The 16171-nt window shown below is 72.0% G+C and carries 12 protein-coding genes and 2 pseudogenes; 5 read left to right on the top strand and 9 right to left on the bottom strand.

The window, feature by feature from the left end:
- Window positions 1-39 precede the first annotated feature (39 nt).
- The 3 genes and pseudogenes from folD (at window position 40) to LRS07_RS11715 (ending at window position 3716) form a co-directional block, all read left to right on the top strand.
- A complete protein-coding gene (gene folD / locus LRS07_RS11725) occupies window positions 40-900 on the top strand; it encodes a bifunctional methylenetetrahydrofolate dehydrogenase/methenyltetrahydrofolate cyclohydrolase FolD (RefSeq protein ID WP_260498222.1) in 861 nt (286 codons plus the stop codon).
- Window positions 901-1048: 148 nt separating this feature from the next.
- A pseudogene (locus LRS07_RS11720) lies at window positions 1049-3090 on the top strand (M3 family metallopeptidase).
- Window positions 3090-3716, top strand: coding sequence for a glutaredoxin family protein (locus LRS07_RS11715; RefSeq protein ID WP_260498221.1), 627 nt, complete (start codon window positions 3090-3092; stop codon window positions 3714-3716). The pseudogene LRS07_RS11720 and the gene LRS07_RS11715 overlap by 1 nt, the downstream one beginning before the upstream one ends.
- Before the next feature lie 71 nt (window positions 3717-3787).
- Here LRS07_RS11715 and LRS07_RS11710 read toward each other — a convergent pair whose 3' ends face one another.
- The 6 genes and pseudogenes from LRS07_RS11710 to imuA form a co-directional block, all read right to left on the bottom strand.
- Complete coding sequence (locus LRS07_RS11710; protein ID WP_260498220.1) at window positions 3788-4291, bottom strand: porin; 504 nt, start codon at window positions 4289-4291, stop codon at window positions 3788-3790.
- 31 nt (window positions 4292-4322) lie between these two features.
- A pseudogene (locus tag LRS07_RS22260) lies at window positions 4323-4853 on the bottom strand (porin); the annotation flags it as partial.
- Window positions 4854-5181: 328 nt separating this feature from the next.
- Window positions 5182-8391 carry an error-prone DNA polymerase gene (locus LRS07_RS11705; RefSeq protein ID WP_260498219.1) on the bottom strand — a complete coding sequence of 1070 codons (3210 nt, stop codon included), beginning with the start codon at window positions 8389-8391 and terminating at the stop codon, window positions 5182-5184.
- 22 nt (window positions 8392-8413) lie between these two features.
- Window positions 8414-8989 carry a hypothetical protein gene (locus LRS07_RS11700; protein ID WP_260498218.1) on the bottom strand — a complete coding sequence of 192 codons (576 nt, stop codon included), beginning with the start codon at window positions 8987-8989 and terminating at the stop codon, window positions 8414-8416.
- Window positions 8990-9496: 507 nt separating this feature from the next.
- Entirely contained in the window at window positions 9497-10024 is a 528-nt protein-coding gene (locus LRS07_RS11695; protein WP_260498217.1) for a DNA polymerase Y subunit UmuC family protein, read from the bottom strand.
- 7 nt (window positions 10025-10031) lie between these two features.
- The gene (gene imuA, locus LRS07_RS11690) at window positions 10032-10781 is read right to left on the bottom strand and encodes a translesion DNA synthesis-associated protein ImuA (protein ID WP_260498216.1); all 750 of its coding nucleotides are present in this window, start codon (window positions 10779-10781) and stop codon (window positions 10032-10034) included.
- Between the two features lie 327 nt (window positions 10782-11108).
- Here imuA and epsE point away from each other — a divergent pair, with 327 nt between their 5' ends.
- Entirely contained in the window at window positions 11109-12380 is a 1272-nt protein-coding gene (epsE, locus tag LRS07_RS11685; protein WP_260498215.1) for an exopolysaccharide biosynthesis GT4 family glycosyltransferase EpsE, read from the top strand.
- Between the two features lie 31 nt (window positions 12381-12411).
- On the opposite strand, the gene LRS07_RS11680 is transcribed toward epsE, so the two are convergent.
- The 3 genes from LRS07_RS11680 to LRS07_RS11670 are packed head-to-tail and all read right to left on the bottom strand — an operon-like array spanning window position 12412 to window position 15398.
- On the bottom strand, window positions 12412-14163 hold the full coding sequence (locus tag LRS07_RS11680; protein WP_260498214.1) for an acyl-CoA dehydrogenase family protein: 1752 nt from the start codon (window positions 14161-14163) through the stop codon (window positions 12412-12414).
- 54 nt (window positions 14164-14217) lie between these two features.
- Window positions 14218-14631 carry an acyl-CoA thioesterase gene (locus LRS07_RS11675; protein ID WP_260498213.1) on the bottom strand — a complete coding sequence of 138 codons (414 nt, stop codon included), beginning with the start codon at window positions 14629-14631 and terminating at the stop codon, window positions 14218-14220.
- Between the two features lie 5 nt (window positions 14632-14636).
- The gene (locus LRS07_RS11670; protein ID WP_260498212.1) at window positions 14637-15398 is read right to left on the bottom strand and encodes an SDR family NAD(P)-dependent oxidoreductase; all 762 of its coding nucleotides are present in this window, start codon (window positions 15396-15398) and stop codon (window positions 14637-14639) included.
- A 109-nt stretch (window positions 15399-15507) separates the two neighbouring features.
- Here LRS07_RS11670 and LRS07_RS11665 point away from each other — a divergent pair, with 109 nt between their 5' ends.
- Window positions 15508-16131, top strand: a complete 624-nt coding sequence (locus tag LRS07_RS11665; RefSeq protein WP_260498211.1) for a TetR/AcrR family transcriptional regulator — start codon at window positions 15508-15510, stop codon at window positions 16129-16131.
- The last annotated feature ends 40 nt before the right edge of the window (window positions 16132-16171 follow it).

Here is a 16171-nt window from a genome sequence, read left to right as displayed (position 1 = left end):
AGGCCGCCGTGTGGCGGCCTCTTTCATGGCCCTCTGCACATGCCCGCACAACTGATCGACGGCAACGCCCTCGCCCGCCAGCTGCGTGAACGGGTCGCCGTCCGCGCCGCCGAACTGACCGCGCGCGGCACCCAGCCCGGCCTGACGGTGGTGCTGGTCGGCGACGACCCGGCCTCGCAGGTCTACGTCAGCCACAAGGTGAAGGACTGCCAGGAGGCGGGCTTCGCCTCGGTGCTGGAACGGCACCCGGCCGGCCTGCCGGAGGCTGCGTTGCTGGCGCGCATCGCGGCGCTCAACGCCGACCCGGCGGTGCACGGCATTCTGGTGCAGCTGCCGCTGCCCGGCCACATTGACGCCCAGCGGGTGATCGAGGCCATCTCGCCGGCCAAGGACGTCGACGGCTTCCACGTCGCCAACGCCGGCGCATTGGTCGTCGGCCGGCCCGGCTTCGTGCCCTGCACGCCGGCGGGCTGCATGGAGATGCTCAAGTCCATCGGCTGCGACCCGCGCGGCAAGACGGCGGTGGTCATCGGTCGCAGCAACATCGTCGGCAAGCCGATGGCGCTGCTGCTGCTGCAGGCGAGCGCCACGGTGACGGTCTGCCACAGCGCGACGCCCGACCTGGCACGCCACACCCGCGACGCCGACATCGTGGTCGTCGCCGTCGGCCGCCGCAACGTGCTGACCGCCGACATGGTCAAGCCCGGCGCGGTGGTGATCGACGTCGGCATGAACCGCAACGACGAGGGCAAGCTCTGCGGCGACGTCGACTTCGCCGGCGTGCGCGAAGTGGCCGGCTGGATCACCCCGGTGCCCGGCGGCGTCGGCCCGATGACGCGGGCGCTGCTGCTGGCCAACACCCTTCGCGCCGCCGAACGGTCCGCCGGCCTCGCCGATTGACGCCGCGTCGCGGCCGGGGTGGCGTGGCGCACTGCCGCGATAGCCCCGTGTCATGGCGCGGATAGGCCGCCGCCGGTTGACGGGCGCGGTACCTGCCCACATCCTCGACGCCATGCTCGACACCACGTCCTCTGCCACTGCCACGCCGATGTCCGACCCGAACCCGCTGCTGCGCTTCGACGACCTGCCCGCCTTCGCCGACATCCGGCCGGATCACGTCACGCCCGCGCTGGACCGGCTGCTCGCCGATGCGTCGGCGGCGCTGGAGCGGGCGGTCGGTGCGGACGTGCCGGCCGACTACGACGCGGTGTCCGCGGTGCTCGACGTCGCCACCGAACGGCTGTCGCGCGCCTGGGGGGCGGTCGGGCACCTCAAGGGCGTGGCCGACAGCCCCGCCCTGCGCGCCGCCTACAACGAGAACCTGCCCAAGGTCACCGACTTCCGCACCCGCCTGGGCAGCGACGAGCGGCTGTACGCCAAGTACAAGGCCATGGCCGCGGCGCCGGGCTTCGGCCGCCTGCCCGCCGCCAAGCAGCAGGCGGTGCACAACGCGCTGCGCGACTTCCGGCTGTCGGGCGCCGAGCTGCAGGGGAGGCCAAGCGACGCTTCGCCGACATCCAGGAGCGGCTGGCCGGCCTGTCGCAGGCGTTCTCCGAACACGTGCTCGACGCCACCGACGGCTTCGCCTACTTCGCCACCGAGGACGAACTCGCCGGTGTGCCGGACGATGCCAAGGCCGCGGCCCGCGCGGCGGCGGAAGCGGACGGCAAACCCGGGTACAAGCTCACGCTGCACTTCCCCAGCTACTTCCCGGTGCTGCAGTACGGCAGCCGGCGCGAACTTCGCGAGCGGCTGTACCGCGCCTACGCGACGCGGGCCAGCGACCTCGGCCCCGCCCCGCTCGACAACGGGCCGGTGATGCGCGAGCTGCTGTCGCTGAGGCAGGAAGAGGCCCGGCTGCTCGGCCAGCCGAGCTACGCCGCGTTGTCGCTGGTGCCGAAGATGGCCGACAACGCCGAGCAGGTGATGTTCTTCCTGCGCGACCTGGCGACACGCGCCCGGCCGAGCGCCGAGCGCGACCTGGACGAACTGCGCGACTTCGCCGCCGATGAACTGGACCTGCCGGACCTGCAGGCCTGGGACGTGGCCTATGCCAGCGAGAAGCTGAAGGAGGCGCGCTACGCCTTCAGCGACCAGGAGGTGAAGCAGTACTTCACCGAGCCCACCGTGCTCAAGGGCCTGTTCGGCATCATCGAGACGCTGTTCGAGGTGGGCATCCGCGAGGACCGGGCGCCCGTCTGGCACGACAGCGTGCGCTTCTACCGCATCGAGCGCGAGGGCCGCCTGATCGGCCAGTTCTACCTTGACCCCTATGCCCGGCCCGGCAAGCGCCCCGGCGCCTGGATGGACGACGTGCGCGGCCGCTGGACGCGCCCCGACAACGGCCGGCTGCAGACCCCGGTGGCGCACCTGGTGTGCAACTTCGCCCCGCCGGTGGGCGACAAGCCGGCCTTGCTGACGCACGACGACGTCATCACCCTCTTCCACGAGTTCGGCCATGGCCTGCACCACCTGCTGACCCAGGTCGACGACCTGCCGGTGGCCGGCATCTCCGGCGTCGAATGGGACGCCGTGGAACTGCCCAGCCAGTTCATGGAGAACTTCTGCTGGGAGTGGGAGGTGCTGCAGCAGCTCACCGCCCACGTCGAGACCGGCCAGCCGCTGCCGCGGCCGCTGTACGAGCGGATGCTGTCCGCGAAGAACTTCCAGAGCGGCCTGCAGATGCTGCGGCAGATCGAGTTCTCGCTGTTCGACATGCGCATCCACGCGGAGCCGGCGGCGGCCGACCATGTGCAGCGGGTGCTCGACGAGGTGCGGGCCGAGGTGTCGGTGATGCCGCCGCCCGGCTTCAACCGCTTCCAGCATTCGTTCTCGCACATCTTCGCGGGCGGTTATGCCGCGGGCTACTACAGCTACAAGTGGGCCGAGGTGCTGTCGGCCGACGCCTGGAGCGCGTTCGAGGAGCGCGGTGTGCTCGACCGCGACACCGGCCGGCGCTACCGGCGCGAGATCCTGGAGGCCGGTGGCAGCCGCCCCGCAATGGCGAGCTTCAAGGCCTTCCGCGGCCGCGAGCCCAGCATCGAGGCGCTGCTGCGGCACCAGGGCATCGTGGCGCCGGTGCCGGCGTGATGCGCCGGCAGTCCTCGGCCGGTCGCGCCGCCTGCGTGGTGGCGCTGGCCCTTGTCGGCGGGCCGGTCCAGGCCCAGTACAAGGTGGTGGGCCCCGACGGCAAGGTCACCTACACCGACCGGCCGGCTGCACCGTCGGTTCCCCCCGTGCGACGCGAGAGCGCCGCCGCACCGTCGTCCAGCACCGGCGCCGACCCGGCTCTGCCCCTGGCCTTGCGCCAGCCGGCGAGCCGCTTTCCCGTGGCGCTGTACACGACGAAGGATTGCGCGCCCTGCGACCACGGCCGCGCACTGCTGCGCGAGCGCGGCATTCCCTACCGCGAATGGCAGGCCACGGCGGAGACCGACCGCGCGGCCTGGGCGCGGGTGGTCGGCAGCGACCAGGTGCCGACCTTGAGGGTCGGTCAGCAGGTGCTGAGCGGCTTCAACTTCGAATCCTGGAACGAGTACCTGACGACCGCCGGCTACCCGACGCAGTCGGTGCTGCCGGCCAGCTTCCCGGTGCCGGTGCCGCAACCGCTGCAGGCCGCGACACGCCAGGAGCCGCCTCCGCCCGCCGAGCCGCCACGCCCGGCGCCGCCGCCCGCGGAACCGCCACCGCCGGCCCCGGGCGGCTTCCGCTTCTGAAGGGACCCGCGCCGCCATGAAAAACGGCTGCCCATGGGCAGCCGTTTTCATGACGGGCCGAGCAGGCCCGATCAGAACTTGTGGCGCACGCCGACCATGAAGGTGTTGCCCGTGGACAGGTTGGTGTACTTGTCGTTCATGTACACCGCGTAGGCATCGGTGCGCTTGGACAGGTTGTAGTCGTAGCCCACCGTGGCGATCTTGCTCGTCGGACCGTTGGCCAGATCGTCGCGCTTCTTGTGGCTGTACTGGGCCAGGATCTTGCCGCCGCCGAGCGGCACCGCCGCGCCGATGCTGGCGATCTTCCATTCCGGGTTGGGGCCGGTGACCTTGGTTTCGACGACGCCGTACTGCGCGAACAGCTTGGCGACACCGAAGTCGTAGGCGCCGCCGACCAGGTAGGAGCGCTGGCCGTCGAAGCCGGGCGAGAACAGGCCGACCGCCGGGGTGCTGCCGTCCCCGATCGCCGACTTGCCGAAGGCGTTGTTGTTGGTCTCCTGCGCCGCCAGGCTGAGGCGACAGCGGGCCGCCGAAGTACATGAGGTTGCCGCTGAAGTTCTTGCCCGGCTGGCCACCGCCTTCGCCCAGGTTGCCCGCGAGGCTCAACGAGAAGCCGCTGATGGTCGGGCTGCTGTAGGCGATGGAGTTGGTGAAGCCGCTGTCGCCGATCAGCACGCCCTGGTCGCCGAAGTAATGGCGGATGACGGGCGAGAAGCCGAACGAGTCACCGAAGGCATTGAACACCAGCGAGGAGACGAAGAACGGGTTGGTGTTGCGGCCGAGGGTCACGGTGCCCAACGACGCGCTGGACAGGCCGACGTAGGCGGCGCGGGTCCAGAAGCCGTCGGCGCCGAAGCGGCCGGAACCGCCGACGTCGGCGCGCAGGAAGGTTTCGATGGCGAACACACCACGCAGGCCGCCGCCCAGGTCTTCCGAGCCTTTGAAGCCGAGGTAGCTGGTGCTCATGTTGCCGCTGTCGGCACGCCACACCTTCTGGGCACCGGCCAGTTGGTACTGGCCCGCCGACATGTCGATCAGGCCGTAGATCGAGACGCTGGATTGCGCTTGCGCAAGCGGCGACGCAGTGATGGCGGAGAGCGCAGCAGCGGCGAGCAGCGACTTCTTCAGTTGGTTCATCGGGGGCTCCGAATGTATGTAGGTGGGTCTTGCCTCATGGCTTGACTCGCTTTAGCGAGCAAATAATTCTCGCTTTGCAATTCGGACTTGCCCTGTTTTTTGTGAGTGCCTGTTGCCGCATTGCGACAGGACCGTGACACCTCGAGACAGGACACGGCAAAGCGGCCTGTGCGGCACTGCGCCTGGCGGGGTCGGCGAGGAGTTCGCAAGTTCTCTGCCAGCGGGAAGACGCTGGAACGACCTGCAGAGCGCACCATCGGATGGCACCTGCGCTCAACGCGGGCGCCGATCGGTGCATGGGGTGCAAGGGTGGTGCGGTGCCTGCGCCTCAGCGGAAGTCACGGCTGCGGCCGTCCCAGCCCTGGATCAGCGCCGAGTGGTCGACCAGGCGGCCGGCCACCACGTGCTGCACGTCCTTCTCGTCCTGCCACAGCCCGTGCACCGTCAGCACCTTGGCGGCCAGCAACGGCCGGCGCTGCGCCTCCGCCACCTTGGGCCAGACGATGAGGTTGAGGGCGCCGGTCTCGTCCTCGATGGTCACGAAGAGGGTGCCGTTGGCGGTCTCCGGCCGCTGCCGGTGGGTGACCAGGCCGCTGGCGCACACCGGCTGTCCGTGGCGGGCCCGGGCCTTGAGGTCGGCCACCGTGCGGATGCGCAGGGCCTGCAGCCGATCGCGGATCAGCGCCATGGGGTGCGACTTCAGCGACAGGCCGATGGCGCGGTAGTCGGCCAGCGTGTCCTCGGCCAGCAGCGGCGCCTGCAGTTCGACCACGGCTTCCTGCGTGCGCGTCTGCCGCAGCAGCGCGGTCGGCCGCGCGTCCAGGCCGGCCACCGCCCAGGCCGCCTGGTGGCGGTGGCCGGCCAGGCCGCTCAACGCATCGGCCTCGGCCAGCAGCCGCATCTGGTGCGCGTCCAGCGACGCCCGGCGGGCCAGGTCCTCGGCGCTGTCGAAGGCCTGGACGGCACGGGCCGCGACGATGCGCTCGGCGGCCTCGCGGCTGAAGCCGTTGATGCGGTTCAAGCCCAGCCGCACCGGGCGCAGCGGCGCATGCACCGCCTTCGGAGTCACCACCGCCGGCGAACCCTCCAGCGTGCTGTCCCAGTCGCTGCGGCGCACGTCCACCGGCCGCACCTCGACGTCATGCTCGCGCGCGTCGCGCACCAGCTGCGCCGGCGCATAGAAGCCCATCGGCTGGCTGTTCAGCAACGCGGCCAGGAACACGTCCGGGTGGTGGCACTTGACCCACGCGCTGGCGTAGACCAGCAGCGCGAAGCTCGCCGCATGACTTTCGGGGAAGCCGTATTCGCCGAAGCCCTCGATCTGTTTGAAGATGCTCTCGGCGTAGTCGCGGTCGTAGCCCTTGTCGACCATGCGGCCGACCAGCCGCTGGTGGAAGGGTCCGAGCCCGCCCTTGCGCTTCCAGGCCGCCATCGCACGGCGCAGCCGGTCGGCCTCGCCGGGGGTGAAGTCGGCGGCGATCATGGCGATCTGCATCACCTGTTCCTGGAAGATGGGCACGCCGAAGGTGCGGCCCAGTGCGGCGTCCAGGGCCGGGTAGGGCTGGGGCACGGGCTTGCCCTGCCGACGCAGCTCGCGGTTCGTCAGGTAGGGATGCACCATGCCGCCCTGGATGGGGCCCGGCCGCACGATGGCCACCTGCACCACCAGGTCGTAGTACTCGCGCGGCTTCAGCCGCGGCAGCATGCTCATCTGGGCCCGGCTCTCGACCTGGAACACGCCCACGGTGTCGGCCTTGCACAGCATGTCGTAGGTGTCGCGGTCCTCCTCATGGGGCACATGGGCCATGCCGAAAGGCCGGCCGAGCTTCAGCGACAGCAGGTCGAAGGCACGCCGCAACGCGCTCAACATGCCCAGCGCCAGCACGTCGACCTTGAGCAGGCCCAGGCTCTCGAGGTCGTCCTTGTCCCATTGGATGACGGTGCGATCGGCCATCGCGCAGTTCTCGATCGGCACCAGGTGCGCCACCTGTTCCCGGGCGATGACGAAGCCGCCGGGGTGCTGCGAGAGGTGCCGCGGCATGCCGATGAGCTGCATCGTCAACGCCATCCACTGCCGCACGACGGGCGAGGCCGGGTCGAGGCCGGCCTCGCGCAGCCGCTCGTCGTCGACCCGCCGGCCGTCGAACCAGTGCTGGCCCTTGGCCACCACGGCGATGCGGTCCTCGTCCAGCCCCAGCGCCCGGCCGACGTCGCGCAGCGCCGAACGGGTGCGGTAGAAGATCACCACCGCCGCCAACGCGGTGCGGTGACGGCCGTACTTGCCGTAGAGGTACTGGATCACCTCCTCGCGCCGCTGGTGCTCGAAGTCGACGTCGATGTCCGGCGGCTCGTCGCGCTCGCGGCTGACGAAGCGCTCGAACAACAGCGAGGCCCGCGCCGGGTTGACCTCGGTGATGTGCAGGCAGTAGCAGACGGTGGAGTTGGCGGCGCTGCCGCGGCCCTGGCAGAGGATGCCCTGCCCGCGGGCCCAGCGCACGATGTCGGCCACGGTGAGGAAGAAGCGCTCGTAGGCCTTCTCGGCGATGAGCTGCAGTTCCTTCTCGATGCGCTGCTCGACATCCTCCGGCGGCGCTTGCGGCGATTCCTTGCGCCGCCGTGCCAGGCCTTCGTAGGTGAGCTGCCGCAGCCAGCTGGCCGGCGTGTGGCCTTCGGGCACCAGCTCCTCGGGGTACTCGTACTGCAGTTCGTCGAGCTTGAATTTGCAAGCCTTCGCCCAGGCCACCGTGTTGTCCAGCCACTCGCGCTGTTCGTACAGCTCGTTCAGCCGGTCCAGGCCGCGCAGGTGCTGCTCGGCGTTGGACTGCAGCGCGTGGCCGCAGTCGGTCAGCGGCCGCTTCAGCCGGATGGCGGTCATCGTGTCCTGCAGCGGCTTGCGTTCGCGCACGTGCATCAGCACGTCGCCGGCGGCGACGATGGGCAGCCCGGTGTCGCGGGCGACGCGGCGCACGCTGGCCGTGAGCAGGTCGTCGTGCGGGCCGCCCAGCAGTTCCAGCGCCAGGCCGGCCCGGTCGGGCCCGACCCAGGACACCAGCCAGCGCGCCTGTTCCAGCAGGCGGTCGAGCGGCTGCCCGGGCTCGGGCACCAGCAGCAACCGGCATCGCGGCAGCCCGGCCAGCATGGCGGCCCTGGGCGTGCGGCCCTCCAGGTCGGCGCGCCAGGCGCGGTACTCACCCTTGGGCGCACGACGCCGCGCCACGGTGATCCAGTAGGACAGGTTGCCGTAGCCCCGGCGGTCCATCGCCAGGGCCACCAGCCGCATGTCCGGCTGCGGCGAAGCGCCCGCTTCCCCGGACGGCAGGGTCAGGCGCATCTCGGCCCCGATGACCAGGTGCAGGCCGACCTCCTTGGCGGCCATGTGCGCCCGCACCACGCCGGCCAGCGAGCATTCGTCCGTCAGCGCCAGCGCGTGGTAGCCGAGCTGGTGCGCGCGCGCGACCAGTTCGTCCGGCTGGGAGGCGCCGGTGAGGAAGCTGTAGCTGCTGCGGCAGTGCAGCTCGGCATAGGCCAGCGGCGTCATGGCGGGGCAACGGCACCCGGCCTCATGCGAAGTGCCCGTGCAGGTACCAGCCGCCGCGGCCACCGCCCTGCCCCTCGGCTTTCGCAAGCAGGTCGAAGAAGATCCACAGCAGGCGTCCGTCCTCCCCCTCGGCGACGTGGTAGTCGCGGCGCACCGGCAGCCCATCCCACCAACCGGCCTCGATGCGCTCGGGTGCGGACAGCAGGCGCAGCGGCCGACCGTGCCACAACGGTGCCGGCCGGCCGCCCATGCCGCCGGTGGCCACACGGACGGTGGCCAGGGGCTCGGGCTGCGGCAGCAGCCAGGCAGGGCGGCTGGGCGGCAGCCGTTCGGCCGACCCCGGCGCCGCCCCCATCGGCGGTCGCTGCGGCGCCGCGGGCTGCACCGGCTGCTGTCGGGTCTCGCACTCCACGCGGTGGTCGGGCCTCAGCACCAGCTGCACCACCTGCTCGGGCCCCAGCCGGGCCTGCAGCCGCTCGACCAGCCGGGTCAGTCCCTCGCGCTCGTCGGTCGGTGTGGGAAAGAGCTCCGCATTGGGTGGCGCGCCGGGAAGCGCGTGGTCGCAGTGCAGGCTCAGCTCCAGCGTGGGCGCGGCCAAGGGGGGTGCGCGCCAGCCGTTCCTTGAGCAGGAGCTGCAGGTGGGCGGCATCGGCGGAGGGTTGTGCCAACACGATGTCCAACGCGCTGTGGGCGGGCACCGCCCGGCCCTCGCGGTGCCTTGGCTCGTGGTGCATGCGCAGGACGAAGGCCGCCACCCGGGCATGCCGCCCCTGGGCCCAGGCGACGAGACGCTGCAGCAGCACGGCCGCGCCCTGCAGCACCTGATCGCTGGTGTCGGCACGGTGGAAGAGCTCCAGCCGATCGTCGAACACCGGCGGCAGCCGCAGCCAGTCTTCGGTCGGCATGGGCGCGCGGCCGTAGGCCTGGTCCAGTGTCTGCAGGAGGCCGGCGCCGAAGCGGCGCGCCAGGCCGGCGCGCGGCACGCCCGTCAGGTGCCCGAGGGTGTGCAGGCCCATGCCATGGAGCGCGGCCACCGCCTCGACCTCCAGGTCCAGCAGGTCCACCGGCAGGGGGTCCAGCCGTGCCGCCAGCGGCGATCCTCCGGTCACCATGCCGCCGACCCGAGCGTCGGCATCGGCTTGGGCCCGGACCGACCTGGCACCGTTCGGCGCCCGTGCCAGCAACGCCGCAGCCTGCGCGGTGGGCGCCGTGGCCCAGCGCAGCGCATGCCCCAGCGGCCGCAGCGCCTCCCGAAGCCGCCGGGCGAGCCGGTGCAGGCCCCCCAGTAGCGCAGGCAGGACTGCACCTCCAGCAGCACCAGGTGCTGCCGCGGCCGCCACAGCACCGACGGTGTGAAGGCCAGCGCCACATGCGCCACCGCCTGCAACGCCAGGGCGTCGCGTGACGGATCGGCCTCGCCCCATGTCAGCGTCGGCGCCAGCGACAGCGCGGTGGCACGCCGGTGACCGAGGCGGATGCCGGCCTGCGCCGCGGCGGCGTTGAGCACCGCCACGCGGTGCGCGGTCAGCAGGACGATGGGCTGCCCGTCGGGGACGGCCCCCGCCATGCCGGCGGTGAAGGACTCCAGCGACAGCAGCGGCAGGTGGGCGGCGATCCATTGCATGGCGAGCATCCATCGCTCAGCGTCCGGCCGGGGCGTCGGCGCTCGCCAGCCGCTGCAGCCGGGTCGGCAGCGGGGCCGGTCCCGGCGGCACCCGTGCCGGCTGCGGCGCATCGGCCGGCGGCGATGCCAGCGGCCGGTCGTCCAGCACCGGCACCACCGGCGGCAAATCCAGGTGCAGCGGTGCGGGCAGTGCCGGCCCCCGCCGCTTGAGCAGGTGCACCCCGAGGCGGTCGGCGCCTTCGGCTTGCAGCAGCAGGCGCAGGGGCGCCGGGCTCGGCCGGCCGGCGGCCGCCGCCTCCCGCATCAGGAAGACCGGACCGTCGTGACGCTGCGCCGCCAGTTGCAGGCGCCGCAGCGCATCGGCACGGACACGGGTCGGCAACCACGCCAGCACCGCCCCCGCATGGCCGCTCTTGAGCACCTGCTCCAAGGCCCACAGGCGATCCGTCTCATGGGCCACGGCGGCGGCGGCCGACGGCAGCGGGTGCACCACCAGCAACGCCGCGAGCGCCAGGCCGAGCCGCTGCCAACCCGAGCCGCACAGCGGCCAGGGGGGCGCCACCACCAGCAGGCAGCGCCCGCGCTGCTGCACCGCGCGCAGGGCAGGTGCCAGCAACCGCAACTCCCCCGTGCCGGCCTGCGGCAGGAGCAATTCGGTCACGGCGGCATGCGGCCAGCCGCCGCCCGGCAGCTGGGCATCCAGGACGGCATGGCCGGTGGGCAGCACCGCGCTGCGCTGCTGCCCCAGTTGATGGGCCCGCCACAACGCGGGGTGGCAGCGCTCCGGTGCCGCCAGCAGGTCGGCCCGCCCCGCCGCGCCCCCCGGCGGAGGAAACCGGCGAGGGCCTGGCCCGGGAACGGTGGCGAAGGACATGGGAGCCGGCAGACAAGGCTGTACAAAAAACCAGTATTCCACATTCGGCCGACCGCAGCATCACGCCCCTCATCCACGTGGGCGATCCAGCGCGACAAAGGTCGCAGCCCGTTCGCCTGTGTGAAGTTGCACCGCGCCAATCTCACTGCGACACCCGGGCGACGGCATACACTCGTCAGACACATGTTGTTGCCGTGTCGGCAGTGGATCGGGTTGCACATGAACCGCATCGGTTATCTGGTTCCGGAGTTCCCTTCCCAGACCCACGCCTTCTTCTGGCGCGAGATCTCCACCCTTCGGTCCCTGGGCCTGACCGTCCGCCTGCTGTCCACCAAACGTCCGGCGGCCGACAGTTGCCGCCATCCGTTCGCCGACGAGGCCCGCGCTCAGACCCACTACAGCTTCCCGCCGTCGTGGCCAGCGGCATTGGGCACGCTCCTGTCGCGGCCGATGGGGTTGGCGCGCTGCCTCATGTACCTGCTGTCGCTGAAGGAGACGCCCTGGTCCCAGCGGGCACGCCTGCTCGGCCTGCTGCTGGTGGCCGCCGACGTGGCGGCCTTCGCGCGGCGGGAGGGCCTGGAGCACCTGCATGTGCACTCCTGTGCCGACGCGGCCCACCTGGCCGCCCTCACCCGCCTGCTGGGTGGACCGCGCTACAGCCTGACCCTGCACGGTGACCTGCCGGTCTACGGGGTCGACCACGCCGCGAAGATGCGGCACGCGGCCTTCGTCTCCTGCGTCACGCGACCGCTGCAGCAGCAGGTGCGTGACCAGGTCGGTCTGCCGGTGTCGCGCTGCCCGGTGTTGTGGATGGGCGTGGACACCGCCCGCTTCGGCGAGCGCGGCGAACGACGCCGCATCGACAACCAGCTGCACCTGCTCACGGTCGCCCGCCTGAACTACCTCAAAGGGCACCGCCATGCCCTGGCGGCCCTGCGGCGCCTGGTGGCGGCGGGTGTCGACGCCCGCTACACCATCATCGGCGAGGGCCCCCACCGCGCCGAGATCGAGGCCGACATCCGGCAGATGGGCCTGCAGGACCGGGTGCACATGACCGGGTCGCTGGGCGAGGACGAGGTGCTGGAGGCCCTTCAGGCCGCCGACGTGCTGGTGCTGCCCAGCTTCGGCCTCGGTGAAGCGGCGCCGGTGGCGGTGATGGAGGCCATGGCCTGCGGCCTGCCCGTCGTCTGCTCCATCATCGGCGGCACTCCGGACATGATCGAAGACGGCGTCGACGGTTTCCTCGTGCCGCAGAAGGACGAGGACGCCCTGTTCGACCGGCTGCAGCGCCTGGCAGGCGACGTGTCGCTGCGCCAGCGCATCGGCGAGGCCGCGCGCCGCAAGGCGGTCACGGCCTTCGACAGCGCGGCGCTGGGCCGTCGCCTCCTGGCCCTGATGACCGATGCCCCGCCGGCACGGGACGAGGTCCTCGTCGAGCAGCCGACTCCGCAGGCCGGTGCCGGCACCGGTCAGGGCGGCACGGCCGCCTGACCCCGACGGCCTGCTCCCAGGCCGGAACGGCCTAGTCCGAGGCCACCCACCCCAGCGGCTGGCGGCACTGCCGCACCCGCTGCCAGAACGGCGCGGCATCGGCCATCAGCCATTGCGCGGCATGCCGCAGCGGTGCCCAGCGCGCATCGTCCTCGGGCACCGCCAGGCGCAGCAGCGCGCGGGCGCTGGCACACCATGCCCAGGCCAGCATCAGGTGGCCGATGCCCGCCAGCACGTCGTCGGCCACGCGCAGCGGCGCTTCCGGGTCCTCGACCGCGGCGGCGCGCAAGGCCGCCACCCCGTCGCGGGCCTGCTGCAGTTGCGCCGTCAGCGCCTCGGCCCAGGGACGCAGTGCCGGCGGCGCCTCCTCGGCCACCTCGGCCATCTGGACGAGCAGCCGTTCGAACGCCCGGCCGCCATCGGGCAACAGCTTGCGTTGCACCAGGTCGATGGCCTGGATCTCGTTGGTGCCTTCGTAGATCAGCGCGATGCGGGCATCGCGCACGACCTGTTCGATGCCGCAGTCGTGGGTGTAGCCGTAACCGCCCCAGACCTGCAGCGCGGCGCTGGCGCCGTCGAAACCCTGCTGCGTGCAGAAGGCCTTGACCACCGGCGTCAGCAACGCGGCCAGCGCCTGCGCCTCGCGCCGGCGGTCGGCATCGGGGTGGTGTTCGGCCTCGTCGATGAGTTGCGCCGCGCGGTAGGCGACGACGCGCAGGCCTTCGGTGAGCGCCTGCAGCCTGAGCAGCGTGCGCCGCATGGCGGGGTGGTGGACGATGAGGTCGGGGCCCTCGGCGGCAACACCGTCGGGCCGCGTCGGCGCACGAAGCTGGCGCCGTTCGTGGGCATAGCGCACCGCGTTCTGCGTGGCCATCTCCAGGTGGCCCAGGCCCTGCAGCCCGACGTGCAGCCGGGCGGCGTTCATCATCAGGAACATCGCCGCCAGGCCGCGGTGCGGCTCGCCGATCAGCCAGCCGGTGGCGCCTTCGTAGCGCATCTGGCAGGTGGCGCTGCCCTTGATGCCCATCTTCTTCTCGAGGCCGTCGCAGACGACGGCGTTGCGCCCGCCGTCGGGCAGCACCTTGGGCACCAGCGCCAGCGACAGCCCCTTGCTGCCGGCCGGCGCGTCGGGCAGGCGGCACAGCACCAGGTGCACGATGTTGTCGGTCAGGTCGTGCTCGCCGCCGGAGATGAAGATCTTGCTGCCGCTGACCTTCAGGCTGCCGTCGGCCTGCGGCTCGGCCCGGGTGCGCAACAGGCCCAGGTCGCTGCCCGCGGCCGGTTCGGTCAGCGCCATGGCGGCCAGCCATTCGCCGCTGACGATCTTCGGCAGGTAGCGCTCGCGCAGCTCGGGCGAGCCGTGCGACTTCAGCGTCTCGTAGGCGCCGTGCAGCAGGCCGGGGTACATGCTCCAGCCGTGGTTGGCCGACACCAGCATCTCGAACAGCACGGCGTTGAGCAGCTGCGGCAGGCCCTGGCCGCCGACCTCGGGGTCGCAGGCCAGCGCCGGCCAGCCGCCGTCGACGAAAGCCTGGTAGGCCCCGCGGTAGCCGGCGGGGACGCGCACCTCGCCCTGCTCGAGCCGGCAGCCCTCCAGGTCGCCGGGGCCGTTGGTCGGCTGCAGCACCTCGGCGGCGAAGCGACCGGCCTCACCGACCACCTGGGCCGCCATGTCGGCATCCAGGTCCGCGAACGCCGGAATGCCGGCCCATTGCGCCGGGGCCTGCAGCACCTCCTCGATGACGAAACGGATGGACTGCAGCGGGGGGATGTACTGCCACATGGGGCACCTCAAGAGTCGGGATGGAAACGGGCCGGCGCGGCGCGGCGGCGGTGATCAGTCGCAGAGCGCGCGCAGGTCGTCGGGCAGCGCCACCGATTTCAGGCGGCCCTCGGCGTCGCGCATGACGAAGGTGCGGGTCTCGGTGCCTTCGCAGATCAGCGTGTCGCCGCGCAGCACACGGTGCCGGTGGACGAACACGCGGCCGCGCCATTCGTCGATGCCGGTGTGCACCTGCAGCCGCTCACCGTAGGTCGCGCTCTGCACGAAGCGGGTGTGGATCTCCAGCAGCGGCGTGCCGACGAGGCCGCGCGTCTTCTCCAGCTCACGCCAGGGCGGCAGGCCGCAGCCCATGAAGAAGTGCAGCGAGGCCGCGTCCATCCAGCGCAGGAAGTTGGGGAAGAAGACGATGCCGGCCGGGTCGCAGTCGCCGAACTGCACCTGCACCTCGAAGACGCTGGTCTTGGCCATCGCCGTCAGCGCGGCGGCATGCGCAGCGCACCGTCGATGCGGATGGTCTCGCCGTTGAGGTAGGCGTTGGTGACGAGCTGCAGCGCCAGCGCCGCGAACTCCGCCGGGTCGCCCAGCCGCTTCGGGTGCGGAATGGAGGCGGACAGCGAGTCCTGCGACTCCTGCGGCAGCGCCGCCAGCAGCGGCGTGAGGAAGATGCCCGGCGCGATGGTGTTGACGCGGATGAGGTGCTGCGCCAGGTCGCGCGCCAGCGGCAGGGTCATCGACACGATGCCGCCCTTGCTCGCCGAGTAGGCCTGCTGGCCGACCTGGCCGTCGAAGGCCGCCACCGACGCCGTCATCACCATCACGCCGCGCTCACCGTCCACCGGGTCGAGCTTGGCGATGCGGGCCGCCGACAGGCGCAGCATGTTGTAGGTGCCGACGAGGTTGACGCGGATCGTCCGCTCGAACTCGTCGAGCGAGGTGGCCTGCCCGTCGCGGCCCACCACCCGCTTGGCGGTCCCGATGCCGGCGATGTTCATCACGATGCGCGCCGGGCCGTGCGCCGCGGCCGCGGCGTCCAGCGCCGACTCGATCTGCGCGGTGTCGGTGATGTCGCACCGCTGTGCGAGGCCGCCGATCTCCTTCGCCACCGCCTGGGCGCCGTCGAGGTTGACGTCCAGCACCGCCACCCGCGCGCCCTGCGCGGCCAGCGCACGCGCCACCGCCGCGCCCAGGCCCGAGCCGCCGCCGGTCACCAGCGCCGGCTGTCCATCGATCTTCATGGGGTCTCCTTCTCAAGTGGAACGGCGCCCAGCGCCAGACAGAAGTGTATGGAGTATGCCGTCTGCCGCACAATCGCCCCCAGCCCTCCTCTTCCTTTCCCTGACCCGCGTGAAGGCCGGTGCCAAGCCCCCAACCGTTGTCGAGGCCGACGCGCCGCCCCGCGCCCCGCTGACGCCGCAGGACTGGGTCGACGCCGCGCTCGACCTGATGGTCGACCATGGCATCGACGCCGTGCGGGTGGACGTGCTGGCCAAGCGCATCGGCGTCACCCGCGGCAGCTTCTACTGGCATTTCCGCGACCGCGACGACCTGCTGGCGGCCGTGCTGCGCCACTGGCAGCAGGTGACCACCGACCGCCTGATCGACCGCTGGGCGGCGGCGCTGGCCGCCGGGCAGACCGACGCGCAACAGGTGCGGGAGCTGATGACGCTGCCGCGCCGAGGCCGCACCGCCGCCCGGGCCGCGCGCATCGAGCTCGCCATGCGCGCCTGGGCCCGCCGCGACAGCGCGGCGCGCAAGGCGCTGGACGAGATCGACGGCCGGCGCATCGACTGGGGCACCGAGCGCTTCCGCGCGCTGGGCTTCGACGACAGCGAGGCCCGCGCGCGCAGCTTCCTGCTTTATGCGTACCAGGTGACCGAATCGCTGGTGCCCCCGCGCACCGGCGCCGCCGAACGCGACGAACGCGCCCGGCGCATCGAGCGGCTGCTGCTGGCGGGTCCGGTCGGCTGACGCCGGCCCTCGCCCCGAACCGCTCCGAGGGATCCCGCCG

Origin of the sequence: Aquabacterium sp. J223 (assembly GCF_024666615.1) — a bacterium.
Taxonomy (GTDB): domain Bacteria; phylum Pseudomonadota; class Gammaproteobacteria; order Burkholderiales; family Burkholderiaceae_C; genus J223.
This window is presented reverse-complemented; position numbering and strand designations above follow the sequence as displayed.

Bases quoted from the DNA above. Each gene is read 5' to 3' on its own strand.
- folD (WP_260498222.1), top strand. From the start codon at position 40: ATGCCCGCACAACTGATCGACGGCAACGCCCTCGCCCGCCAGCTGCGT.
- LRS07_RS11675 (WP_260498213.1), bottom strand. From the start codon at position 14,631: ATGGCCAAGACCAGCGTCTTCGAGGTGCAGGTGCAGTTCGGCGACTGC.
- LRS07_RS11695 (WP_260498217.1), bottom strand. From the start codon at position 10,024: ATGCTCGCCATGCAATGGATCGCCGCCCACCTGCCGCTGCTGTCGCTG.
- epsE (WP_260498215.1), top strand. From the start codon at position 11,109: ATGAACCGCATCGGTTATCTGGTTCCGGAGTTCCCTTCCCAGACCCAC.
- LRS07_RS11680 (WP_260498214.1), bottom strand. From the start codon at position 14,163: ATGTGGCAGTACATCCCCCCGCTGCAGTCCATCCGTTTCGTCATCGAG.
- LRS07_RS11715 (WP_260498221.1), top strand. From the start codon at position 3,090: ATGCGCCGGCAGTCCTCGGCCGGTCGCGCCGCCTGCGTGGTGGCGCTG.
- LRS07_RS11670 (WP_260498212.1), bottom strand. From the start codon at position 15,398: ATGAAGATCGATGGACAGCCGGCGCTGGTGACCGGCGGCGGCTCGGGC.
- LRS07_RS11705 (WP_260498219.1), bottom strand. From the start codon at position 8,391: ATGACGCCGCTGGCCTATGCCGAGCTGCACTGCCGCAGCAGCTACAGC.